This window comes from Pantoea sp. NPDC088449, from assembly GCF_044753225.1.
GTDB lineage: Bacteria > Pseudomonadota > Gammaproteobacteria > Enterobacterales > Enterobacteriaceae > Pantoea > Pantoea floridensis.
On the sequence record NZ_JBIVMT010000001.1, the window covers coordinates 2,224,097 to 2,248,264 of the forward strand.

Annotated in this window: 19 protein-coding genes; 4 read left to right on the forward strand and 15 right to left on the reverse strand. The window is 54.9% G+C overall.

Features of this window, described 5'->3' with window-relative positions:
• Position 1 precedes the first annotated feature (1 nt).
• Positions 2-4,888 carry an alpha-2-macroglobulin family protein gene (locus ACIP6T_RS10620; RefSeq protein WP_400456815.1) on the reverse strand — a complete coding sequence of 1,629 codons (4,887 nt, stop codon included), beginning with the start codon at positions 4,886-4,888 and terminating at the stop codon, positions 2-4.
• Between the two features lie 145 nt (positions 4,889-5,033).
• Between ACIP6T_RS10620 and sseA the strand changes: the two genes are divergently transcribed.
• Positions 5,034-5,873, forward strand: a complete 840-nt coding sequence (gene sseA / locus ACIP6T_RS10625; protein ID WP_400456817.1) for a 3-mercaptopyruvate sulfurtransferase — start codon at positions 5,034-5,036, stop codon at positions 5,871-5,873.
• 66 nt (positions 5,874-5,939) lie between these two features.
• Here sseA and sseB read toward each other — a convergent pair whose 3' ends face one another.
• The 5 genes from sseB to trmJ form a co-directional block, all read right to left on the reverse strand.
• Positions 5,940-6,707, reverse strand: a complete 768-nt coding sequence (sseB, locus tag ACIP6T_RS10630) for an enhanced serine sensitivity protein SseB (protein ID WP_097096422.1) — start codon at positions 6,705-6,707, stop codon at positions 5,940-5,942.
• A gap of 46 nt (positions 6,708-6,753) precedes the next feature.
• Positions 6,754-8,040 carry an aminopeptidase PepB gene (pepB, locus tag ACIP6T_RS10635; RefSeq protein ID WP_097096421.1) on the reverse strand — a complete coding sequence of 429 codons (1,287 nt, stop codon included), beginning with the start codon at positions 8,038-8,040 and terminating at the stop codon, positions 6,754-6,756.
• 62 nt (positions 8,041-8,102) lie between these two features.
• Positions 8,103-9,275 (reverse strand): IscS subfamily cysteine desulfurase, encoded by a 1,173-nt coding sequence (locus tag ACIP6T_RS10640; RefSeq protein WP_400456820.1) that lies wholly within the window; start codon positions 9,273-9,275, stop codon positions 8,103-8,105.
• Between the two features lie 89 nt (positions 9,276-9,364).
• Entirely contained in the window at positions 9,365-9,862 is a 498-nt protein-coding gene (iscR, locus tag ACIP6T_RS10645; protein ID WP_097096419.1) for a Fe-S cluster assembly transcriptional regulator IscR, read from the reverse strand.
• 135 nt (positions 9,863-9,997) lie between these two features.
• Positions 9,998-10,741: a tRNA (cytosine(32)/uridine(32)-2'-O)-methyltransferase TrmJ gene (gene trmJ, locus ACIP6T_RS10650; RefSeq protein ID WP_400456823.1), complete on the reverse strand. Its 744-nt coding sequence runs from the start codon at positions 10,739-10,741 to the stop codon at positions 9,998-10,000.
• Positions 10,742-10,862: 121 nt separating this feature from the next.
• On the opposite strand from trmJ, the gene suhB reads away from it, so the two are divergent.
• Positions 10,863-11,666, forward strand: a complete 804-nt coding sequence (suhB, locus tag ACIP6T_RS10655; protein WP_345829858.1) for an inositol-1-monophosphatase — start codon at positions 10,863-10,865, stop codon at positions 11,664-11,666.
• Between the two features lie 35 nt (positions 11,667-11,701).
• Here the strand turns inward: suhB and ACIP6T_RS10660 are convergent, their stop codons facing one another.
• From ACIP6T_RS10660 to ACIP6T_RS10670, 3 genes are all read right to left on the reverse strand, one after another.
• Positions 11,702-12,715 (reverse strand): hypothetical protein, encoded by a 1,014-nt coding sequence (locus tag ACIP6T_RS10660; RefSeq protein WP_400456825.1) that lies wholly within the window; start codon positions 12,713-12,715, stop codon positions 11,702-11,704.
• Between the two features lie 198 nt (positions 12,716-12,913).
• The gene (locus ACIP6T_RS10665; protein ID WP_400456827.1) at positions 12,914-13,891 is read right to left on the reverse strand and encodes a nickel/cobalt transporter; all 978 of its coding nucleotides are present in this window, start codon (positions 13,889-13,891) and stop codon (positions 12,914-12,916) included.
• Entirely contained in the window at positions 13,882-14,508 is a 627-nt protein-coding gene (locus tag ACIP6T_RS10670; protein ID WP_400456829.1) for a DUF1007 family protein, read from the reverse strand. The genes ACIP6T_RS10665 and ACIP6T_RS10670 overlap by 10 nt, the downstream gene beginning before the upstream one ends.
• 155 nt (positions 14,509-14,663) lie before the next feature.
• Here ACIP6T_RS10670 and csiE point away from each other — a divergent pair, with 155 nt between their 5' ends.
• Positions 14,664-15,932 carry a stationary phase inducible protein CsiE gene (csiE, locus tag ACIP6T_RS10675; RefSeq protein WP_400456831.1) on the forward strand — a complete coding sequence of 423 codons (1,269 nt, stop codon included), beginning with the start codon at positions 14,664-14,666 and terminating at the stop codon, positions 15,930-15,932.
• Here the strand turns inward: csiE and ACIP6T_RS10680 are convergent.
• Positions 15,929-17,068: a 3-phenylpropionate MFS transporter gene (locus tag ACIP6T_RS10680; RefSeq protein WP_400456833.1), complete on the reverse strand. Its 1,140-nt coding sequence runs from the start codon at positions 17,066-17,068 to the stop codon at positions 15,929-15,931. The two genes, csiE and ACIP6T_RS10680, sit on opposite strands and share 4 nt — an antisense overlap.
• Before the next feature lie 130 nt (positions 17,069-17,198).
• Positions 17,199-18,452 carry a serine hydroxymethyltransferase gene (glyA, locus tag ACIP6T_RS10685; RefSeq protein WP_097096412.1) on the reverse strand — a complete coding sequence of 418 codons (1,254 nt, stop codon included), beginning with the start codon at positions 18,450-18,452 and terminating at the stop codon, positions 17,199-17,201.
• 339 nt (positions 18,453-18,791) lie between these two features.
• Here glyA and hmpA point away from each other — a divergent pair, with 339 nt between their 5' ends.
• Positions 18,792-19,976 carry an NO-inducible flavohemoprotein gene (hmpA, locus tag ACIP6T_RS10690; RefSeq protein ID WP_400456836.1) on the forward strand — a complete coding sequence of 395 codons (1,185 nt, stop codon included), beginning with the start codon at positions 18,792-18,794 and terminating at the stop codon, positions 19,974-19,976.
• 49 nt (positions 19,977-20,025) lie between these two features.
• Here hmpA and glnB read toward each other — a convergent pair whose 3' ends face one another.
• The 4 genes from glnB to ACIP6T_RS10710 all read right to left on the reverse strand — a co-directional run bounded on the left by glnB (position 20,026) and on the right by ACIP6T_RS10710 (position 23,873).
• Entirely contained in the window at positions 20,026-20,364 is a 339-nt protein-coding gene (gene glnB, locus ACIP6T_RS10695) for a nitrogen regulatory protein P-II (protein WP_007886217.1), read from the reverse strand.
• A gap of 75 nt (positions 20,365-20,439) precedes the next feature.
• A complete protein-coding gene (gene glrR, locus ACIP6T_RS10700) occupies positions 20,440-21,771 on the reverse strand; it encodes a two-component system response regulator GlrR (RefSeq protein WP_345828715.1) in 1,332 nt (443 codons plus the stop codon).
• 2 nt (positions 21,772-21,773) lie between these two features.
• Positions 21,774-22,442 carry a two-component system QseEF-associated lipoprotein QseG gene (gene qseG, locus ACIP6T_RS10705; RefSeq protein ID WP_345828713.1) on the reverse strand — a complete coding sequence of 223 codons (669 nt, stop codon included), beginning with the start codon at positions 22,440-22,442 and terminating at the stop codon, positions 21,774-21,776.
• Between the two features lie 3 nt (positions 22,443-22,445).
• Positions 22,446-23,873, reverse strand: coding sequence for a HAMP domain-containing sensor histidine kinase (locus tag ACIP6T_RS10710; RefSeq protein ID WP_345828711.1), 1,428 nt, complete (start codon positions 23,871-23,873; stop codon positions 22,446-22,448).
• Positions 23,874-24,168 lie beyond the last annotated feature (295 nt).

A 24,168-nucleotide genomic window follows, 5' to 3' on the forward strand; every position in this document is an offset into this window, starting at 1 on the left:
CTTATCGCACATTGATTTTTTCAGGCGTTGTACCAATCGCGCGCCACTCAGGCACATACATCGACTCCACCTGCGGCGGCGGCAGGCGATAGCTGCCCGGCGTGACCGCACGCGCCAGATACAGCAGCGTGCCCGGCGTGTAGCCGTCGAGCGCCAGCGCGGCGACAAAGCGATCGTCACGGAACTCAATATGTTTAATATTGGCCTGCTGCATATCCATCATGCTCTCTTTCAGCGCATCGGCGCTGTCGCCCAAGCTGGCGCTGCTGTCGCTCAGGTTCTGGTTTTCCAGCTCGAGTCCGGCAGGCAGCAGATCCACCACCAGCGCATCGCTGACCCGCTCGCTGGCCGCAATCTTCAATCGTACCACCAGCAGTTCGCCACTTTTCAGGTTGGTGAGGTCGGCGGGCTTACCGTCCAGTGAAAAGTATTCCCGGCTGATCTTCAGCACATTACTCATTGGCGCCGGTGCGTTGCGCGGATAGCCCACCACATTCAGCGTGCCATAAAGTGGCGACGCGTTGTCGCTTTTTACCGACACGCCTTGTCGCAGCTGATCTTCAGTCATGCCGATATTCAGTGGCTGATTGCTACTCAGCGGCTGCGCGTTGCCTTGCAGTGTCGCCTGCCAGTTTTCACCTTTGTGCTGCTGCAAGGTGCGAGCGGCAAGGAACAACGCATTGTTTTCCTGGGTGGAGAACCAACGTTGCCCATGAACAGCTTTCGCCAGCTCGATCAGCAGCGGACCTTGCATCTCCGGCAGCAGTTGGTTTTCGGCGAGTAGCGACAGAATAAGCGCGCGATCGCGCACCGGGCTGCCGTAATCACCAAGCCAGCTGTTCGGCTTACGTTCAAGACCAATACCTTGCGCCAGCGCCAGCTGTGCGCGTTGCTGATCGCCCATCATTTTCAACGCCACGCCAAGCTGCACCATTGCCAGCCCGGATTTGGCCTGCTCACGCTTTTCATACAGTGCGCGCAATGCGCCAAGTGGAGCCTGTTGCTGGCGGGCCAGCACCAATCCAGCATAGGCCTGCACGCTGAAACGTAAACCATCGGCATCGCTGCTCCAGCTGGTTTCGATCTGCGCCGGGTCCTGCAGGTAGCGCAGCAAGCGTTCATCGGCGCGGCTGATCACGCCATCCGGAACGCTGTAGCCCGCTTCGCTGGCGCGCAACAAGAAATCGGTGACGTAAGCGGTCAGCCAAAACTCTTCCTGACTCTCTTTGCTCCACAGGCCAAAGCTCCCGTTGCCACGCTGCATGCCAGCCAGACGCGCGATGCCGGTATCAATTGACGCGCGGCGCGCCTCATCGCTGCTGGTTTTAATGCCCATCGCTGTCAGCTGCGCATGGTTGGTGAACACCGAGGGCCAAATGCCGCTGGCGGTCTGCTCCAGACAGCCGTAGGGATAGGCATACAGCGAGCTGATGAAGCTGGCGATATTCAGCGGTGGACGGTTGCTGAGTGACAGTTGTCCACTCAGGGTATCCTGCTGTAGTCCATTGAAAGCACTCGCCATCACCTGCCAGTTCTGGCCGGTTTGCATCACGTTATCGAAGCTCAGCGTTTGCGCCGGATAAGCCGGGCGTACGCCAATTTTCCAACTGTGCTCACTCGCTGCCAGGGTTTCGCCCGGCAAACTCATGCCGGATACGTTGACCTGCACATTGCCTTCGCCAAAGCCGCCCTGCGCTTTCACCGGGATCTGCAGCGTGGTGCGTGCGCCTTTCGCTAGCTGCACGCTGGCGGGGATCTGGCCGTTAAGAGCAACCAGGCCGCTGGCGCTGACGTTAATTTTTAGCGTTTGCGCTTGATCGGTGAGATTGGTGAGATCCAGTGCCAGCGTGGATTGATCGCCGCTGGCAAGGAAGCGCGGCGTCGCCAGTTCGCTGATCAACGGTGCGGCTACCACCAGCTTGCGATCGGCAGCGCCAAAGCTATCGTCGCTCCAGGCCTGTGCCATTAAACGCAGCTCACCATTAAAAGCCGGGATCGGCAGTTCCAGCGTGCCTTCACCGTTGGCATCCAGCGTCACCGGCTGCAGCTGTTGTGCGATGATCTGCACGTCGGTAACCGGCTTTTTACCGCCGCGCGAAAGCGCATCCGCCTCGTCGCCGTCACCGCCAAAGCGCAGCGCGGCCAGCTTGCCGCCGCCTTCAATTAGCTGACCAAATACATCGTATTGATCGGCGTTATAGCGCTTACGACCAAAGAAGGCGTCCCATGGATTGGGGGTTTTGTAATCGGTGATGTTAAGCACGCCGCTATCTACAGCAGACAGCAATACCTGAACCTGCTTCGGCAATGCGCCACCTTCACGGCTGGCTTTTACCTTCACTTTTAAGGTCTGCTCAGGGCGGATTTTATCCGGCGCGTCTAACGCTAAGCTGAGGCGGCGCGCTTCAGTGGCCATCGGCAGATGCAACAAGCCGACCGCGCGTTTCGGCGTAACGCCGCTAGCTTTGTCGCCGTCACGTACTACGATGGCGCTGAGATAGAGATCGTGTCGCTGCCAGCTGTCGCTAATCGGCACATCAATGGTTGCGCCGCCCGCCGGAACATCCAACGGTTGCCACCACAGCGTGCCGCTGCTGGATTCCACCATCAGATAGCCTTTACCGGCGGCGGGTGATTCAACCTGCACATGCGCGGTGTCGCCCCCTTGATAGGCGGTTTTATCAATCTTCAGTTTGACCTGATCCGGACGCAGCGCGCCGGTGCCGTTGGTGTTGTCCTGCCAGCCATATCCGGCCTGGAACCGTACGCTGCTGATGATGTTGTCACCGGCATGTACCTCCAGACGATAGCTGCCCCACTCCACCGGGAAACTCACTTTCTGACTGCCGCCAGCGGGAAGAGTGATGCGCTGCTGCTCTTCCTGCAGATCTTTTTGATCGTAGCGCGATTGCCAACCTTCGCTGTCGGAAAAGCTCCAGTAATAGTCGCGGCGTTCGTGGATCAAGCGTACATCCAGATCCTGCGCCGCCAGTTTTTCACCCTGCGCATTTGCGTATACCACATCGAACTCGGCGAGGCTGTTTTCCGCCACCGTGGGCTCATCGTGATAGCGATCGGTACGATAGTCATATACCGATTCACTGTTAAACAGCGGACGAATCCCCGGCAGCGCAGGCGCGGGCCAGATTGCCTGGGTAGCGCGACGCGTCACCGGACGGCCGCCGGTTTCCAGCAGGCTGGCTTGCAGAATCAGGTTGAGCGGCGAATGGCTCTCCTTCCAGCTGCTCTCAACCTTAAGCTGCAGCTTTCCGCTCTCATCCAACTTCTCGTCTACGTCATCCAGCGTACGTTTCACATCTTCGGTGATGTCACCAAACTGATAACCCGGCAGCGCCGCAACCGCGTCACGCGCTGGGCGCAGGAACAGTTGCCCTTGTAATTCATTGCCAGCAGCAGGCGCACCGTATAGATAGCGCCCGTCCACATCAAAGGTAACGTCTGCAGCCGGATTGAGCGGCTGTGCGTTGTTACTCAGCGCCAGCGCCATGCGCTCGGGTAGGAAATCTTCGACGTGGAACGGCCAGCTACGCGGCTGGTTGTCACCGCTGTTAATGCGCAGTGTCCATTCACCGGTCATGGCTGAGGGAGGTAACGCGAAGCGATGTTGATAAACGCCGTTGTCCGCTTGCCAGACGAAGGTTTGCGATACTTCACCATTCGGCTGCACCACTTCGGCTTTCACCGGCTGCGGCGGCAAAGGTTTACCATCAGCATCACGCAGTAGCGCATTGACGATCACCGTTTCACCGGGACGATAGAGATCGCGCGGGCCAAAGATGAAGAACTGTTTGTCATAGCCTTGCGGGCCATCAATCGGGAACTCCGCCAGATCCAGCGCGGGTCGAGCGAGATCGATCAGCGAAGTTTGGCCTTTTTGTGTTGCCAGTAGCAACTTGCCTTTGGCATGCGCGGGTAAACGCAAATGGCCGTTACGGTCGCTGGTGCCGCTCGCCAGCTGCTTGCCCTTTTCATCCAGCAACTGCACGCTGACGTCATCAAGCGGTGCGCCATTGACCAGACTTTGGGCAAACAGCTCCAACTGATCAGGGAATTGGTGCAGCGACAGGCCGATGTCGCTCAGGGTAAACAGTGTCGCCGGTTGCGTGTAGCTGTAAGTTCCAGCCTGTTTCATCACCGCCAGATACACGCCTGGCTGTTTTAGCGCCTCAACATCGCCCAGCGGCAGCTGCATTTTTTCGCGCGTGTTACGCGCCGGATTAAGATCGAAACGCCCGCTGTAGACCAGATCGGCGTTTTTGAGCAGATCGCGTGATTCCCAGTACGAGATATTATTGCCGTAATTCCACTGAGCGAGGAAATCCGCCAGCGTGGCCTTCTTCACGCGGAAGAAATCCACGTCGACGTTGTTCACATTCAGCGCCAGCACTGGTAATCCCTGTGTCAGACGCAGCGGCAGCAGCGAACCGCGGCTGGCAAAACCCACCATCGGCTGGATATCACGCGTGGTCAGGGTCTGGCTAAAGGGTGCAGATAACGTGCTGCCATCGATCGCTTTGAGGCCAGCATCGACATTGACGGTCAATTTGCGAGAGGGTTCAGGATGGCGAAAACGTAGCGCTTTACCGTTTTGCGCCAGCTCCCAGCCGCCATCAACTTTGCCACTTTTGTCATCGATAATTTGCACGCGTGCCGCGAAATCCTGCTGGCTATCGAGCGGCGCGTTAAAGGTCAACACCAGCGCTGCGGCACCGTCGAGTTGCAGTTCGGAGAGATCGATAACGGAGAGTGATTTCTGCGTTGCTGTTGCGGCTGCAGTTTCCGCCGCGTAGAGCGTCGATGCTGTGCCGCCCACTAGTACACCACCGATCAGCATGCTGAGCAGCAACCGGTTAGAAGGTTTTGCCATGGTAAATCCCTCACCACTCTCAAGTTAAGAAAACGTAATGTTGCGCAATTTCACATCAACCCGCCAACTTTAGCAATCATGCCCTTGAGATAGCGTTCACATTCCCGGAGACTGGTCTTTTCCCGTTTGCTGAGAAGAGGTTGCTATGACAGCCATATTTGTGTCCGCCGATTGGTTGAAAGAACATTACAACGAGGAAACGTTGCAGGTTATTGACGCCCGCATGTTGCCACCCGGCCAGGAAGCCGTAAGGGATCTGAAGGCTGAATATCTTGCCGGCCATTTACCGAATGCACCGTTCTTCGATATCGAAGCGCTTTCAGATCATACCAGCCCCTATCCGCATATGATGCCGCGCGCCGAAGCCTTTGCGGTAGCAATGCGCGAGCTGGGCATCAGCCGGGATAAACATCTGGTGGTGTATGACGAAGGCAACCTGTTCTCCGCGCCGCGCGCGTGGTGGATGCTGCGCGCCTTCGGTTGTGAAAACGTGTCAATTCTCGCCGCGGGATTACAGGGCTGGAAGGCAGCCGGTTTCGAATTAGCCAGCGGGCCGGTTACTCTGCCAGAAGCGGAATTTGAGGCGACCTATGACAGTACGCAGGTAAAACGTCTGACCGACGTGCTGCTGATTAGCCATGAAGGCGGCGCACAGATTGTGGATGCGCGCGCGGCTAACCGTTTTAACGCCGAAGTAGATGAGCCGCGTCCAGGGCTGCTGCGCGGTCATATACCTCATAGCCTCAACGTGCCGTGGAACAGTTTGGTGGCGAACGGTGAACTGAAACCGGCGGCAGAACTGCGCGATTTGTTTGAAAAAGCAGGCGTGAAGCTGGATCAGCCGGTGATTGCCAGCTGTGGTTCCGGTGTGACGGCGGTGGTGGTGATTTTGGCGCTGACCTCACTTGGCGTACGCGATGTGACGCTGTACGACGGTTCGTGGGGGGAATGGGGCAGCCGCGACGATGTACCGATTGAGAAGTGATGATCAGGTCGCCATGAATGGCGCCCCTACATCTAAGGTGCGCATTCATGCGCACCAGGCAATACATCAAATAATCCGCTGGCTGCCTTTGAAATCGCGCAGGAAACTGCCCCAGCGACGCTCGTAAAAAGGCGTAATGTGGGCAGTAAAGAAATGGCTGACGCCGCGATCTTCACTCACCACTTCACAGATATCAATCGGTGCATCGTCGGCGAGCGTATCGGTTGCCACCCCGCCCGCTGCCTGAATAATCTCATCAATATCGCTATCCGCTTCGATGCCAATCAATAGATTCGGCTCTTCCGCTGCGCTTTCACGAATGCTGGCAACGTAAGCACGGCGCACCTGCTTATACTTGGCAAACAGCTGCGTCAGCGAATCAATCATCTGCGCCGGTGGCTCTGCCACTTCGGAGAGCAGCAGCGCTTGTCCGCCTTCCAGCACGGTTTGCTGACTCAGCGCACTGCCCTCTTCACTCAGCAAATGGGCAATTTCGCCCGGCGAAAACTCTTTGCCGGCAGGCAGTTTCGCATTGAGAAACAGCGTGTCGCCCTGTGTAATCTCAAACAGCGTACGCACCGGCATGCGCAGATACGGCTGTTCACCTTTGATCGCCTCGCCCATCGCTTCTTCGGAAGTGAAGAACGGGATTACGCTGCCGCCGCCCTCTTTTTCCCAGTGCTGTAACTCAACCGGTGAGGTGGCATCAAACTGTTCGGCAGGACTTTCGCCAGGTACCCAAACATCGGCTTCCAGCAGCAGTTGGAAAAATTCCGGACGGTGCGCAGGCTCAGTGGCGGCCAACTTCAGCACCTCTTCAAGACGGTTACTCATGTAGTCATTTCCAAAAAAAGCAGGCCTGCGCCTGCCGTGATGGGGATTATTTCAGCAATAGATTGGCGACGGTACGCACACCTAAACCGGTTGCACCGGCGGACCACTGATCCACCGCACCTTTGCGATAGGTGGCAGAGCAGTCAATATGCAGCCAGCCCTGCTGGTATTTGCTGACGAAATGCGACAGGAACGCGGCCGCGCTGCTGGCACCCGCCGCGTGTGACGGGCTGGCGATGTTATTCAAGTCGGCAAAGTTTGAAGGCAGATGGCTGCGATGGAATTCCGCCAGCGGCAGACGCCAGAAGGCTTCGTTCTCACCGGTTGCGCTGCCGAGCAGCGATTCGGCCAGCACATCGTCAAAGGTAAATAGCGCGTGGTAATCGTTGCCCAAGGCCGTTTTCGCTGCGCCCGTCAGCGTGGCGGCATCAATCAGCAGCTCTGGATTTTGCTCGCTGGCATCGATCAGGCCATCGGCCAGCACCAGACGGCCTTCCGCATCGGTGTTCATTACTTCAACGGTTTTACCGTTGCGATAGCGGATGATGTCACCCAGACGGAACGCGTTGCCGCTCACCATGTTGTCTGCGCAGCACAGGAACAGTTTCACGCGCTTGTTCAGACCACGCGAAATCGCTAACGCCAGTGCGCCGGTCAGCGTTGCCGCGCCGCCCATGTCGGACTTCATTGAATCCATAAAAGCGCTCTGCTTGAGGCTGTAACCGCCGGTATCAAAAGTAATACCTTTACCCACCAGACACGCATAAACCGGTGCAGCTTCATCGCCGGTTGGGTTGAAATCAAGCGCCAGCAGTACCGGTACGCGCGAGGAACCACGCCCAACGGTGTGGATGCCGGCATATCCCTGCTCGCGCAGATCGTCACCTTTGGTGATGCGATAGCTCACCGCTTTGCCGCCGACTTCGCTGATCAAATCAACCGCGTTATGCGCCAGCTGCTCGGGGCTGAGATCTTCCGCCGGCAGGTTGATGGTGTCGCGAACCCAATCAACGATCTTCAAACGACGCTCAAATTCAGCTTGATCGGCTTCATTGAATTCCGGCCACTCGACCTGGCGCTTGCCTTTCGGGCTACGATAGCCTTGCCAGAATGCCCAGCATTTTTCCAAATCCCAGCCTTCGCCGTGCAGCGCAACGTGGCGAATGCCCTGACCGTCCAGCTTGCGCCCGGCGCGCTGGATGCTCATCAGCGCGTCGGCGCCAGTCAGGTGAACGGTCATGCCACTTTCGTTGCTGCTCAGCAATGCTTTGTCACCCCAGCGCGCGTCGGCGGCCTGGGAGCTGAGCGTAATTATCATCGGTTGTGTTGTCATCGCGTGGCTCCGTTTGCGTTAGGTGTCACCTTGCGCCAGAACCGGCGCAAGGGGTGCATGAATTAGCGGGAGGTTGCCGCAGGCGATACTGCCCGCAGGCGCGTTACCGCTTTGTTAACCAGTTCGATAGCGTACTCAATTTCTTCTGCGCTAGTGAAACGTCCGAGCGAAAAACGCAGCGAGCTGTGTGCCAGCTCCTGCTCAACGCCCATTGCGCGCAGTACATATGAGGGTTCGAGACTGGCCGAGGTACAGGCGGAACCGGATGAGAGCGCCAGATCTTTCAGCGCCATAATCAGCGATTCGCCATCAACGTGGGCAAAACTGATATTGAGGATGTTTGGTGCGCCCTGTTCGAGCGAACCGTTGAGGTTCACATTACCCAGTTTACTGATGCCGCTCCACAGACGCTGGCGCAGCTCAGCCAGACGCGCCATTTCGCTGCTCATCTCTTCACGCGCAATGCGATAGGCTTCGCCCATGCCAACAATCTGGTGCACCGGCAAAGTGCCTGATCGCATACCACGCTCGTGTCCACCACCGTGCATCTGCGCATCGATTTGCAGACGCGGTTTACGTCGCACCCACAGCGCACCGATGCCTTTGGGGCCATAGAGCTTGTGCGCCGAGAACGACATCATATCCACCGGCAGTTCACTGACGTTAATCGGTAACTTGCCGACGCTTTGGGTGGCATCAACGTGGAACAGCACATCTCGCGCATGGCACAGCGCGCCGAGGGCAGCGATATCCTGAATCACACCGGTTTCATTATTAACGTGCATCAGCGACACCAGCACCGTATCGTCGCGCAGTGCAGATTCAAGCATCTGCGGCGTGACAATGCCGTCGCTGCCCGGCTGTAAGAAAGTGACATCAAAGCCTTCATGCGCCAGCTGCAAACAACTGTCGAGCACCGCTTTGTGTTCGGTTTGGCTGGTAATGATGTGTTTGCCGCGCGCCTGATGGAATTGTGCTGCCCCCTTAATTGCCAGGTTATCAGCTTCTGTTGCGCCAGAGGTAAAAACGATTTCACGCGGATCGGCATTGACCAGCTCAGCAATTTGATTGCGAGCAACATCAACGGCCTCTTCAGCCTGCCAGCCAAAACGGTGAGAACGGGAAGCGGGGTTACCGAAGGTGCCATCCATGGTGAGGAACTGCATCATTTTGGTGGCAACACGTGGATCGGCAGGCGTGGTGGCTGCGTAATCCAGGTAAATCGGTAATTTCATTGCGCTAAAACTCCGTATAAAAAATCATACGTCTTTATAGCATGCTTCGGCCTAACCTACCTTAGCAGGAAAGGCCGAAGTGAGATCAATTACGCGCGGAGATTAACGTTGATGGTTTCTTGCACACGATGCTGCTGGAAGCGGCGATTGTCGATCGCGTTCTGACGATCGGCAACATCGAGGATTTCCTGATTATTCACCAGTTCCGCCAGCGTGATGTTGTTAAGGAAGTCGCTGATGCGCTCACTCAGATCGCGCCACAGAACGTGCGTCAGGCAACGCTCGCCGCCCTGGCAGCCTTCTTTACCCTGGCATTTGGTGGCGTCGACAGATTCATCAACGGCGGTGATTACCGCACCCACGGCAATGGCGCCAGAGTCTTTACCTAACAGATAACCGCCGCCCGGACCACGAACGCTGGCCACTAAGCCATGCTTACGTAAGCGTGAGAATAACTGCTCCAGATAGGATAGCGAAATGCCCTGACGCTCAGAAATGTCAGCTAGCGGCACTGGGCCTTCATGTGAGTGCAGTGCAACGTCCAGCATAGCGGTTACGGCATAACGTCCTTTGGATGTCAGTCTCATAGCATACAACCTCGTAAGCGTCCGTCCGGTTATCGGCGGGTTATCTGATGAATTGACGCCAGTCTGACATTCCCGAGTAAAACGGTCAACTATTTAACCAAGTAATTTACTCAACTATTTAACCAACTGTTTCACTCAACTATTATCCCCATTACCTTTGCGCTTTTCGAATGAGGCCATCATGCCGCGCAGGATGTTCAGCTCATCGCGTTCCGGACGTGCGCGCGTGTATAAACGACGCAGCTTGCTCATCACCTGGCTTGGCGTGCCTTCACGAATAAAGCCGCTGTTCAACATCATCTTCTCAATGTGCTGATAGAAGCGCTCCAGATCGTCGACCAATGGATACGGCGATTCTTCAGGCTCGGCAACCGGCGCCGCTTTATCTTGCGCGTCCAGCCACGCCATCCGCACTTCGTAAGCGATGATCTGCACTGCCATCGCCAGATTTAGCGAGCTGTATTCCGGATTGGCCTGAATCGCCACATGGTAATGACACTTCTGCAACTCTTCGTTGGTCAACCCCACCCGCTCACGGCCAAATACCAGCGCAACCGGTGCCTGCTTGCCCTCTTCCACGCTTTTAATGCCGCACTCACGCGAGTCAAGCATAGGCCACGGCAGGGAACGCGAACGGGCGCTGGTGCCGACGACTAAACTACAACCGGCAATGGCTTCATCCATGGTATCGACAATGCGCGCATTGCCAATGACATCGCTGGCGCCGGCGGCGAGGGAAATGGCCTGAGAATCAGGTTTTACCAACGGGTTGACCAGATAAAGGTTGGTTAAACCCATGGTTTTCATGGCGCGTGCGACAGAGCCCATGTTGCCGGTGTGAGACGTTTCTACCAGTACGATTCGGATATTTTGCAGCATAATTAGAGGCGATCAGGGAAATGATGGCGCGCATCCTAACATAAAAGTAGGACATTTGCTGAACACACTGATATACTCCGCGCCGTTTTCCCCGTTCTTTAACATCCAGCGAGAGATACCGATGCATCCGATGCTCAACATCGCCGTGCGCGCAGCGCGCAAGGCCGGAAATTTAATTGCCAAGAATTACGAAACCCCGGACGCTGTCGAAGCCAGCCAAAAAGGCAGCAACGACTTCGTTACCAATGTTGACCGCGACGCAGAACGTCTGATTATCGAAGTAATTCGTAAATCGTACCCGAAACACACCATCATCACCGAAGAAAGCGGTGAACTGGCGGGCGAAGATCAAGACATTCAATGGGTAATCGATCCGCTGGATGGCACCACCAACTTCATTAAACGTTTACCCCACTTCTCAGTATCTATCGCTGTGCGCATCAAAGGCCGCACCGAAGTGGCTGTGGTTTACGATCCCATGCGCAACGAACTGTTCACCGCCGTACGCGGTCAGGGCGCACAGCTGAACGGTTATCGTCTGCGCGGCAGCACCGCTCGCGATCTGGACGGCACCATTTTGGCTACCGGCTTCCCGTTCAAGCTGAAGCAGCATGCCACTCCTTACATTAATATCGTAGGCAAACTGTTCACCCAGTGTGCGGATTTTCGTCGCACCGGTTCGGCTGCGTTGGATCTGGCTTACACGGCGGCTGGACGCGTGGATGGTTTCTTTGAAATTGGCCTGAAGCCGTGGGATTTTGCGGCGGGCGAACTGCTGGTACGCGAAGCGGGCGGCCTGGTGACTGACTTTACCGGCAACCACGGTTACCTGATGTCAGGTAACATTGTCGCCGGTAACCCACGCGTGGTTAAAGCGATGCTGGCCACCATGCGTGAAGAATTAAGTGAAGCGCTGAAGCGCTAAGTAAGAGAAGGCGGCTGAATCAGCCGCCTTTTTTATTACCGACGTTCGTGACTTAATACCTGATGCGGCTGTGTCTTACGACCAATCCGCCCCAAAACGCCCGCCAGAACCGCTTCGATGATCAGCATAAAGAAGGTAAACCAGCTTGCTTTTGCCGTTGCCGCAGCCGCTTTCTCAGCAACTTCACGTGCTTTCTGCTCCGCTTGCTGTTTCAACTGCTGATACTGCTGTACGGCTTTTTGGTAACTTTGCTCGGTCTGCGTAACAATTTGATCAACTTCCTGATCGCTTTTACCGGTACGAGCTTTAATAATATTTTTCAGTGCGTCGCGATCGGCCGCTTGTAAGGTATCGGAATGACGACTCATTACCCCTTTCAGCCAATTTGCCAGATCGGTATCCGCATTTTGTGGATTTTGCGCGCTTTGTTTCGCCTGATCCTGCGCATTATTTGCTTCGCTATTTACATCTTTTTGTAAATTTTCAGGTTGTAATTCCGGCTTACCCGTCTGACGAAGGGTCGTTTGCAGTTCATTCTTTAAATCATCCAGATTAATGTTATTTTCCTGAAGCTGTTGTTTTGCCATATTGGTTACCGATGGCGCAACGGCTGAAATTCCACTGCCTACGGCATTAACACCCGCACCTAAAATATTAAAAGCGCCGCCAATAATACCGGTTGCTAAGGTTATCGCCAGCCACAGGGTTAAAATGGTACTCACACCAAACATCAATAACCCATGTAGTGCGCCCTCCCGTTGCGCCAGCCGTCCAGCGACATAGCTACCTACACCAATCGCCAACAGCATACTTACGCCGGTCCAAATTAACGCCCCCGTGCCCAGATGTTGCAGCGGATTTTGTTCCTGTTGCGGATCGATGGATGTCGCGCCAATGGCTGTACCTAAAATACCTAATAATATATGGATGATTAGCGCAGCGATAACGCCGGCAAATACTGCGCTCCAGGAAATACGTTTCAACGGTAAACCGACATGGGCTTCATGCACAGTTTCCACGCTGCCATTATTAATCCGAGATTCAGGCATCGTTCTCTCCTCGCAAAATATCACGATAATTTTTTATTATTGCTAAATGGACCAGAAGTCTCACTGGTGTAATTGAGCTTAGTAAGAGAACGCTATTTTCACCAGATAACGACGAATGAGATATTTAATTATATGAAGTAGAGAACAAAAATAAACGCAGCGGAAGGATGTTCCCGCCGCGCTTATTATTTTTTTTACTTAAATGAGAGGACGAATTCCGCCGCCAATATCCGGCGAAGCACTTTGCCACAAAGCAACGCCTGCAGCGATTAATAGCACGCTTCCCAATAAAGCGAGCAGCGGCATCAGCAGCTTTGCTGACTGGCCGGTGCCACGTGAATTTCCTAAACGTAGCGCCAGTGTACGTGAACGCTGCACCAATAAACCCAGTGCCGAAACGGTTAATGCAGTGCCCGCCGCCATCGCCACGGCTGATGCCACACCCCAGACATAAACACCAATTACTTTAGAAAACAGCAGCATCATAATGGCACCGGAACAGGGCCGCAGACCCATGGAGAGCACCACCAGCGCCTGCGTTTTAGCGCTCACTGCCTTGTCCATCTGCGCCGCCGTTGGCAGATGCGCGTGGCCGCAACCGCAGTATTCATCATGCTGATGCTGCAGATGAATCGCTCGAATCTGCATTCTCTGCGCAGGACGTAAATATTGGCTCAGCAAACGTAGTGCACGCCAGCCTACCCACACGCCAAGCGCAATCACCAGCAGATAACTGCCCTTCTCCAGCCAGTAGCTGCCGAGATGCAGCTGACGTGATGAGGTCTGCAGCACCACCAGCATCATCGTGACTAAACCGATCGCCACGCCGCCCTGTAACAATGCCGCCAATAGCGTCAGCTTCAGGCTGGTTTTGAGCTTCGCGGGATGCGTTGCGAGAAACGTACTGATCACCACTTTGCCATGCCCCGGGCCAAGCGCGTGAAGCACGCCGTACGCCAGGCTAAACAGCATCAGCGTTCCCCCCGCCTGCTGCGGTTTTTCAGCCACCTGTTGCAAGAGTTGCGTCATCTCGCGATTGAGAACTTTTTGCCACAGCACGCTTTGCAGCAAAATTTGCGTCCAATGCTGCCAAAGCAGCACGCCAGCCAGCAGCAGTAGCACCGCCATTAGCCACAGCGGCCATAGACGACGTGAAGGAGAAGAAATCAATGACATGTCAGGGTTACCGTTTGGGCAAATTGCTGGCCGAGATCCATATCTTCCGGCGGCGCATCGGCCTTATCCAGCGACAGCGCATACTGCTTGAGCGAGTCATCGGGTTTAGGCGTATGCAAATCGATTTGGCAGTGTGATTTAACGGTGTCGTCCATGGTTAATGACTGCGGATTGTCGTAATACATATCCACGAAATAGCTCGGATCAAACGTCTGAATGCGATACTGCTTCGCGCTTAATGACTGCGGCTCCCCCAGCGGCACAATAAACTCCAGCACCGCTTTGTTACCCGCACGCGACAAGTTGTACTCTTTCGGCAAGTTGAGGAATTTAACCCGATTTTTGTCTTGCCACACTTCGGTGAAGTAGTGCTGACCCAGCACGTTAGCCATCACCTGCGCCGCCAGCTTTTTCCACACCACATCGCCGGGCTTCGCTTTTCCTGCGTCGTAGAGCAGGTCAGCCGAGGTGATTTCATCCATGGTCCAGACCATTTTCATACCACTTAAACGATCGTTTTCACTGATGAACTGGGTTTTCATATCAATAAAGCTATGCGGATGGGACCAGGCTAGCGTGCTGAACAACAGCGTAAACGTAATGAGAGCAATTTTCATGTGTTATAACGTAACAATTTTAAAGTGAAGTGGAGAGTGGTCCAGAAAAATTGTGACCCGCCCTAAAGCTCTGAACAAAAGTCACGACAAAGTACAGGGCTACCACGTGGAGTTAGCTATTCTTAGCTCAAAAATGACCTGCGGATTAACCCTTGATGAGTTCTGCACCTTCTTCTGCACCACTCTTCAGCCGTTCCCAGCGTCGTTGTCATCTGCTACTGCTGCTATTTCTGCCCGCTCCCGCGTTGACGCTTGAAAAGCTCTGCCAGTTAAATGGCGTGGCGCCTGTTGTCGCCAGACAGGATATCGCGGATGTGGGAGAGGAGATACAGCGTTACCATCAACTGGAGCTACACCAGATGGTAGATGGCAGCTTCCGCATTCATGGGACGGAACTGGACAGGCGACTCTGCCTGATCCACTGGCTGCGACGCGCGCTGCGTTTGTCGCAGGATTTCGTCTGCGAGCATTTTGCCCCGGTTCTGCGCCAGCGCCTGAAAGTATTGAAAATTGAGAAAGCGCTCTGGGATGAAACCAATCTGCAGGCGTTAATTCAGCACTGTAGCCTGCGACTCGCGCGTGAGTTTAGCCCACGCGATCGTCTGTTTTTGCAGATCTTTATGAAATATTCCCTGTGCCAGCGCCAAAACGCCATCTTTAGCGAGGCGCAGCGCGCGTGGCTGGCAGAGAAGATAGAACGAAGCGCCGCTGATGATGTTATCCACCATTGGCAGAAACGCTGCCATATAGCGCCTGATGTGAGCGAAACCGATTTCTGGACGCTGCTGTTTAGCCTGATTCACGCGCCTGATGGTGCACAGCTCCGCGATCCTCAGGCGGTGAAACTGATGGGTGCGGTACACGCGCTCATCGCACGCTTTGAACAATTGGCGCAGACACAGTTCAGGAATCAGCCTGAGCTCACCCTGCAACTCTTTACCCATCTGGCGCAGGCGCTGGACCGCAGCCATTTCGCTATCGGTATCGATAACAGCGTGGCGCTGGATGTGGCACGGCTTTACCCACGCCTGCTGCGCACTACGGAGCGCGCACTGCAGCATTTCAGCAGTGATTTTGGCACGCGTTTTAGCGCTGAGGAAGTGAGCCTGGTGGCGGTGTTATTTGGTGCCTGGCTGATGCAGGAAAGTGCGCTGCAGGAAAAACAGGTCCTGCTGCTGACCGGCGCAGATTCGGCGCTGGAAGAGCTGCTGGAGCAGCAGCTACGTGAGATGACGCTGTTGCCGATCAACATCACTTATCAAGACGTGATGCACTTTCAGCGTGAAGGGGCATCACGTGATATTGCGCTGGTCATCACGCCCTATGCTATCTCGTTACCGCTTTTTTCACCGCCGCTGATTCATGCCGAGCTGCCGCTGAGTAGCCATCAGCAGCAGCGCATTCGCCAGCTGCTGGAGACTTAAGCCACGCGCGGGCGCAGGAACAGTGCCGGAAGCGCCACGAGGGCCATCACCCAAAACAGGTGTCCTTGCAGATGGGTGAAAAGTACGCCGCAAATCATCGTCATTACCGCAATACCGCCGCCCATCGCCAGCGCGGAGTACAGCGACTGCAAACGAATCACTTCTGCGCCTTTGCGTGCGGCAATAAAGCGCATCGCAGCCAGGTGGCAAACGGTAAAGCTACCACAGTGCAGAATCTGCGCCACGATCAGCAGCGGCAACGCCGTGCTGGAACCGAGCAACGTCCAGCGCACAATGGCGCATACGCCAGATAGCAGTAGCAGATCGCGCGCGGTCCAGCGGCGGAACAGCTTGCTGCTGAGGGCAAAAACAACGATTTCGGCCACCACGCCCAGCGACCACAAATAACCGACAATTGACGCTGAATAGCCACTCTCTTGCCACCAGATAGCGCTAAAACTGTAATAGGCTGCATGCGCGCCCTGCAATAACGTTACGCACAGCATGAAACGCCATACGGCATTTTCACGCAGCAGCTCACGCCATGCTTGCCAGCCTCCGTCGGTCGTTGCCTGACGTTCATTGCCTTGTGGCTTCGTCGCTGGCGTTAACATCATGCCGCCTAACATGCTCATCGCCCCCAATGACAGCAGCACAAGAATTGCCTGTGATGAAAAGGCGCTGACTAACATGCCGGTCAAGGCGGAACTGATGACAAATGCCAGCGATCCCCAAAGGCGAACCGGGCCGTAAGCCAGGCCGATTTGCTGGGTCCAGGTTGCGGCTAATGCGTCGCTGAGGGGCACCAAAGGCGAGAAAAACAGGTTAAAGCCCACCATGACTAACAGCAGCCACATCCACTGCTGTCCAATCCAATAGCCGATCGCAAACAGACATGTCATTAACGCCAGCAGGCGTAGCGCGGTGATGAGCTGCGAGGGATTTTTCACCTGGGAAGCAATCAGCAAACTCCCCACAAAACGAGCCACCATGCCGCAGCCAATGAGCAGGCCAATTTTTTCGGCATCCAGACCGGTGCCTTTTAGCCAGACGCTCCAGAAAGGCAGGTAAATACCGTAGCAAAAGAAGTAAGTAAAGTAGCCTAATCCGAGCCATTTGGCCGAGCCGATTGCCATATTCCCTCCAGCAAAAAATGCTGCTCAGCAGCATGAGTGGCCGCTACTTTGTCAGAGCCCCGCGGCCACGGCAATAAAAAAAGGATGGCTTACGCCATCCTTTTTTATACCGCATCGGCAAGCGTAAAACTTACGCGTATACCGGCAGACGAGTGCAGATATCCAACACTTTCTGCTTAGTGCGTTCGATAGTTGCTTCGTCGTTAATGTTGTCCAACACGTCGGCGATCCAGCCCGCTAATTCACGGACTTCAGCTTCTTTGAAGCCGCGACGGGTAACGGCTGGAGTACCAATACGGACGCCAGACGTCACAAATGGGCTTTTCGGATCGTTTGGTACGCTATTTTTGTTTACGGTAATGTTGGCGCGGCCCAGAGCAGCATCCGCTTCTTTACCGGTCAGATTTTTGCTTACCAAATCGATCAGGAACAAGTGGTTGTGCGTGCCACCCGAAACGATGTTGTAGCCGCGCTCAAGCAGTACTTCCACCATCGCTTTGGCATTCTTAGCAACCTGCTGCTGATAAGTTTTGAACTCTGGCTCCATCGCTTCTTTGAACGCCACCGCTTTACCAGCAATCACGTGCATCAAAGGACCACCCTGACCGCCCGGGAACACCGCGGAGTTCAGTTTTTTGTACAGCTCTTCGTCACCGTTTTTCGCCAGGATCAGGCCGCCACGTGGACCCGCCAGGGTTTTATGGGTGGTCGAAGTGACGATGTGAGCATGTGGAACAGGGTTTGGATAGACATCTGCCGCGATCAGACCCGCAACGTGTGCCATGTCAACAAACAGGTACGCGCCAACGCTGTCAGCGATTTCACGCATTTTGGCCCAGTCGCAAATACCAGAGTAAGCAGAGAATCCGCCTACGATCATTTTCGGCTTGTGGGTTTGCGCCAGCTCAGCCAGTTCGTCGTAATTGATTTTGCCGGTTTCATCGATGCCGTAAGGGATAACGTTATACAGCTTGCCAGACAAGTTAACCGGAGAACCGTGCGTCAGGTGACCACCGTGCGCCAGGTTCATACCCAGGATGGTGTCGCCCGGCTGCAGCAGCGCGGTATATACCGCGAAGTTGGCCTGTGACCCCGAGTGCGGCTGCACGTTAGCGTAGTCTGCGCCGAACAGCGCTTTAGCACGATCAATTGCCAGCTGCTCAACGATATCAACGTATTCGCAGCCGCCGTAGTAGCGCTTGCCCGGGTAGCCTTCAGCATATTTGTTGGTGAGCTGTGAACCTTGTGCCTGCATTACGCGTGGGCTGGTGTAGTTTTCAGAAGCAATCAGTTCAATGTGCTCTTCCTGACGCACTTTCTCTTGCTCCATCGCCTGCCACAACGCGGCATCATAATCGGCAATGTTCATATCACGCTTTAACATCCGGACTCTCCTGACTCAGCTTACTTTTTAACGGCAGTTTAGGCCCCGGCAAAGGGGCGAAGGCGAACAGTGTAAACGGTTTTGCCAGGTGACGGTAGCGCCAACACCCTCTTTTTGCGCAATCGATTGGCATGGCGTTGGAACGGGTTTTTTACGCTTTTATTGCAGCCAGTAAATCATGATATTTCCTCACTCTAATCCCGATAAAATTTCAGGTTTGCGGCCCAGCCCGCACCTTTCTTGCTTAATCCTTAAGCATTACGAGGGATTTACAGGCGCTTAGATTGAACTTAAGATGCATTTAAAATACATGTTTAAATTCACCCTAAGGATTTCACCATGCTTGATGCCCAAACTATCGCCATTATCAAATCGACCTTGCCTGCTATAGCGCAAATCGGCCCCCAGCTTACCGGCCATTTTTATCAGCGCCTGCTAACGCAGCATCCCGAATTGAAAAATGTGTTCAACATGAACAATCAACGCAGTGGTAATCAACGGGAAGCGCTGTTCAATGCGATCGTCGCTTATGGCAGCAATCTGGAAAATCTGGCCGTACTGCTGCCTGCAGTAGAAAAAATTGCCCAGAAGCATGCCAGCTTAAATATTCAGCCCGATCAGTACGCCATCGTCGGAGAAAATTTGCTGGCAACCATTGATGAGCTGCTGCATCCGGGTGAAGAGGTGTTAACCGCGTGGGGTAAAGCTTATGGCGTGCTGGCGGATGTGTTTATTCAGCGAGAAGAAGCCATTTATCGTGAGTCCGAAGAGAAAATAGGCGGCTGGCGCGGCGCGCGTGATTTCCGTATTCGCGCCATCAAACAGGAAAGCTCCGTGATCAAAAGCTTTGAGCTGTTGCCAAATGATGGCATGCCGGTGGCGGCCTTTCTGCCCGGTCAATATCTGGCCATTAGCCTGCATCCAGCGGGCAGTGAAAATATCCAGCACCGCCAGTATTCTTTGACGCATCAGCCTAACGGCAAATTTTATCGAATTGCCGTGAAGCGCGAAGCCTTAGGCAGCGTCTCGGGCTGGCTGCACGATAACGCGCGGGTCGGAGATATCGTGCAGTGCGCTGCGCCAGCTGGCGATTTCTTCCTGCAGGCGCAACCTACGACGCCCGTTACGCTGATTTCGGCTGGCGTTGGTCAAACGCCCATGCTGGCGATGCTGGCAAATCTTGCCGAGCAACAACACCCTGCCGCAGTTAACTGGCTGCATGCGGCTGAAGCGGGTTCACAACATGCCTTTGCTGAAGAAGTGCAGTCACTCGGTGCACGTCTGCCAAACTTCACGCCATACATCTGGTATCGCCAGCCGGCAGCCACCGATGCCGGGCGCTTCGATGCGCAAGGCTTGATGGATCTGGCGAGTATCTCTTCCGCACTCAATCAGGCCGATCGTCAATTCTGGATCTGCGGCCCGCTGTCGTTCATGCAGTTTGTCGCACGTCAGTTAATTGATGCGGGTGTAAACACCGATCGCATTCACTACGAAGTGTTTGGCCCACACAAAGTGCTTTAAAACAAAAGCCTGCGCAAGGCAGGCTTTTTCAGGTAATGCGCGGAGGGGCTTAAATTGCCTCTTCGTCCTCTTCACCGGTACGAATACGTACCACGCGCGCCACGTCGAAGACAAAGATTTTGCCATCACCAATTTTGCCGGTTTGCGCGGTTTTCATAATGGTTTCTACGCAGGTGTCGACGATGTCGTCACCCACCACCATTTCGATTTTCACCTTTGGCAGAAAATCGACCATGTACTCGGCACCGCGATACAGTTCAGTATGGCCCTTCTGACGCCCAAAACCTTTCACTTCACTGACGGTCATCCCGGTGATGCCTACCTCGGCTAAAGCTTCACGTACATCATCGAGTTTGAATGGTTTGATAATTGCATCGATCTTTTTCATGACAGATCCTTTTTAACTCCCTCCATGATGGACGGATACCGTTAGTATAATTGTTCCTGACGCTGCCGCAGCAAGCTACTCTTTAAATTCGCTGGCGTCCAATTCATGGCGCGACAGCAGCTTATAGAATTCAGTACGGTTACGTCCAGCCAGACGCGCGGCGTTAGTCACATTTCCTTTGGTCATCTGCAGCAGCTTGCGCAGATAGTTCAGCTCAAATTGATTGCGTGCCTCAACGAAAGTAGGCAACGCAGTATTTTCTCCGGCCAGCGCCTGCTCCACTAGCGCATCCCCGATCACCGGTGCGGTACTTAGCGCTACGCACTGCTCAATCACATTCACCAGCTGGCGTACATTACCCGGCCACGACGCGCCCACCAGCCGTTTCATGGCATCGACAGAGAAACTGCGCACAAAGGGTTTATGGCGATCGGCGGACTGACGCAGCAGATGATTGGCCAGCAGCGGGATATCTTCCGCGCGCTCATGCAGCGCGGGAATTCTGAGATTTACCACATTGAGGCGATAGTAAAGATCCTCGCGGAAACTTTTTTTCTCCATCGCTTTCGGCAAGTCGCGATGCGTCGCCGAAATAATACGCACATTAATAGTTAAATCGCGGTTGCTGCCTAGCGGGCGCACTTTGCGCTCCTGCAGAACACGCAGCAGTTTCACCTGTAGCGCCTGCGGCATATCACCAATTTCATCAAGGAATAGCGTGCCGCCTTCCGCAGCCTGGAACAAGCCTTCGCGTGCGCTAACGGCACCGGTAAACGCGCCTTTGGCGTGGCCAAACAGCTCAGATTCCAGCAGTTGCTCCGGCAGCGCGCCGCAGTTAATCGCAATAAACGGTTTTGTCGCGCGCGGGCTGGCCGCATGAATCGCCTGCGCCAATACCTCTTTACCGGTGCCGCTTTGACCATTGATCAAAATACTGACGTCGGATTGCGCCACCATATGTGACTGCTCCAGCAGACGCAGCATTTGCGGATTACGCGTCACAATCGTTTCACGCCATCCCTCATCGCCGATGGGCGCACGCTGCGCCAGCGCTTCATCAATCGCTTTGTAGAGCGCATCACGGTCCACCGGTTTTGTCAGAAAGCTAAACACGCCTTGCTGGGTCGCCGAGACGGCTTCCGGAATCGAACCGTGGGCGGTGAGGATGATGACCGGTAATCCCGCGTGACGTTTCTGGACTTCGCCGAACAGAGCCAGACCGTCCATCTCATCCATGCGCAGGTCGCTTATCACTAAATCGACCTTCTCTTTTTGCAGATGACGCAACGCTTCCGGGCCACTGGCCGCCGTCGCCACCTGATAACCTTCACTGCTCAGACGCATACCGAGCAATTTCAGTAAGCCCGGATCGTCATCCACCAGCAGTAAGCGTGCGGCTTGTTTCATGATTACTGATCCTCACTTTGCACATCGCTACCGTGCGATGTGTCGCTGCTGTCTGCGGCTTTGCGCGATGACAACTGGCGTTCAATATCCGTTAAACGCTCGAGTTTGCGTTGGGTATCCACCAGCGACTGACGCATTTTGGTTTGCTGCTGGCGCAGGTTATCCATTTCAGCATCGTTGCTCTGCTGCAGGGCAGCGTAACGTCCACGCGCTTCACTCAGCTGCAGCTGGGCCGCTTGATTACTGCGCCACAGCTGCAGCAACGGCCGAACTGACGCCGGATAAAAGGTGCCGTAACTATCTAAGGTATCGACATAAGTGCGGCGCTCAACCGGCGTCACGTTGCCGTTCGACAGTAAGATGCCTTGCTTAAAGGCGCGCGCCCATCCCTGTACCGGCCAGCGACGCGCTTCGGCGCGCGCTTCAGCAGGTGATAAGCGCTCTGCACAATCAATGGCGCGCTGCCAGTAAAGCGGGTTACTTACAGCGGCTGGCGTTTCGATTTGCCACAGGTTTTGGCAATCGGTCGCCAGATAATCGGGCAGACGCACGTCCGGCTCAGGCAAGCTGGCGCCATTATGCTGCGCAGGATCGCGTGAGGGGGCCTGGCAGGCGCTAAGGCCCAACGCCAGCAATGCACAGCTCACAAATTTGCATAGGGTTAATTTCATTAATCAGGCATTCCCGGCGCTGGTCGTCAAAATTATACGAAAACAGACATCCGCATCCTTGCGCGTTACCAACTGCAAATCACCTTGCATCCTGCGCAGGCAATCTTTGGCAATGCTTAAACCTAGCCCACTGCCTTTAACCGGCCCTTTACGCTGTTGGCTGCCCTGATAAAAGGGCTCGAAAATCATCGCCTGCTCTTCAGCCGGAATTGGTGTGCCGGTGTTTGCCACCTCAATCCACACCTGGTTGCCTTTCTGCTGGCTCTGCAGCCAGATGTTACCGGATTCGCTGCCGTAGTTCACGGCGTTCGAATAGAGGTTATCAATGACGCGCTGCAGCAGCGTGGCTTCCGCCAGGCAGTGATGAACTTGCAAATCTACGTGCGTTGTCAGTGCTCGCGCGTTAGCCGGCAGTGAATGTACTTTCAGTACCGCAGCGATGATGTCATTTAACGCAACCGGTTCCAGCGTCAGGGGGCCATCGGCCAGCTTGCGGTTGTAATCCAGCAATTGTTCAATCAGCCGCTGTAAATGACGGCTGCTGGTATCGAGTATCGCCACCACTTCCTGCTGCTCGGCATTCAGCGGTCCAGCGACCTGATCGGCCAGGAGTTCTGTCCCTTCGCGCAGGCTGGCGAGCGGCGTTTTCAGTTCATGGGAGAGATGGCGCAAAAATTCATGGCGCTGCGCTTCGAGCCAGCTCAGACGCTCACTCAACCAGACAATGCGTTGTCCCAGCGAGCGAATCTCGCGCGGGCCACGAAAACTGCCGCTATCACCCAGCGATCTGCCCTCGCCCAGACGATTAATCATGCGTTCAACACGTTTTACTGGGCCAATGATCATGCCGGTAAACAGCAAAACCAGCACCAGGCTAATCAGGAAGAGAATCAGTGCCTGCCAGCCAAAGAACTGACCGCGATCGGCAATTTCACGCTGCAGCTGGAGGCCGCGCGAAAACACCACTTCACGCGTCGCCTGAACCATTTGCGTGTTGGCGTCGGAAAATCGTTCCAGCGCACTACCAGCCTGAGCTTCGGGATTCCCGTTATCGCATTGCATCTGCTGCAGCTGCGGCAAAGTGGTTTGCAGCACTTTAAAAGAGGGAAGATCGGGCAAACTGGCGGCGTGGCTGCTCAGCATCTGGCCGTAGCGCGTCCACTGTGTTTGATATAGCTTCGCCAGTGACACATCACCTAATACGCAATATTGGCGATAGCTACGCTCCAGCTCAAGGGCGGTACGCGCCATTGCCTCGCTACGACGAACGTCGGTGAAGGTATTGCGGTTGGTATCCGCCGCCTGATTGCTCAGCGCCGAGAGGCTTTCCCACGCTTGCCATGCCAGCACCAGCAATGGCAGTAGTACCAGCAGAAAGGCCATCAACACCAACTGCCGCAGGGATCGGGGGAACAAACGCCATTTCTTCACAACCGCGCTTCCTTAAATGTGAGCTGCAGGCATGCTAGCGAAGTATCAAAACGGAGGAAAGGCCGGATATGAAAACGGCAGGCCTTTTGGCCTGCCGTGAGAGCGACGCCGCAGCATCGCTTACAAAATAGGTGGAGCCTAACTCAACGTTGCGTCCGATGTTTGATAACGTTGCAAAGCAAGCGATTATCGGTGAGGTGGACGACAGGCTCCGTTTGGTGCGTCATTCAGTTTTTATGAGCTCAACCGCCTAAGCGGGGCAATCATAAACAGGAGAATGAGCCACAATGTGAGT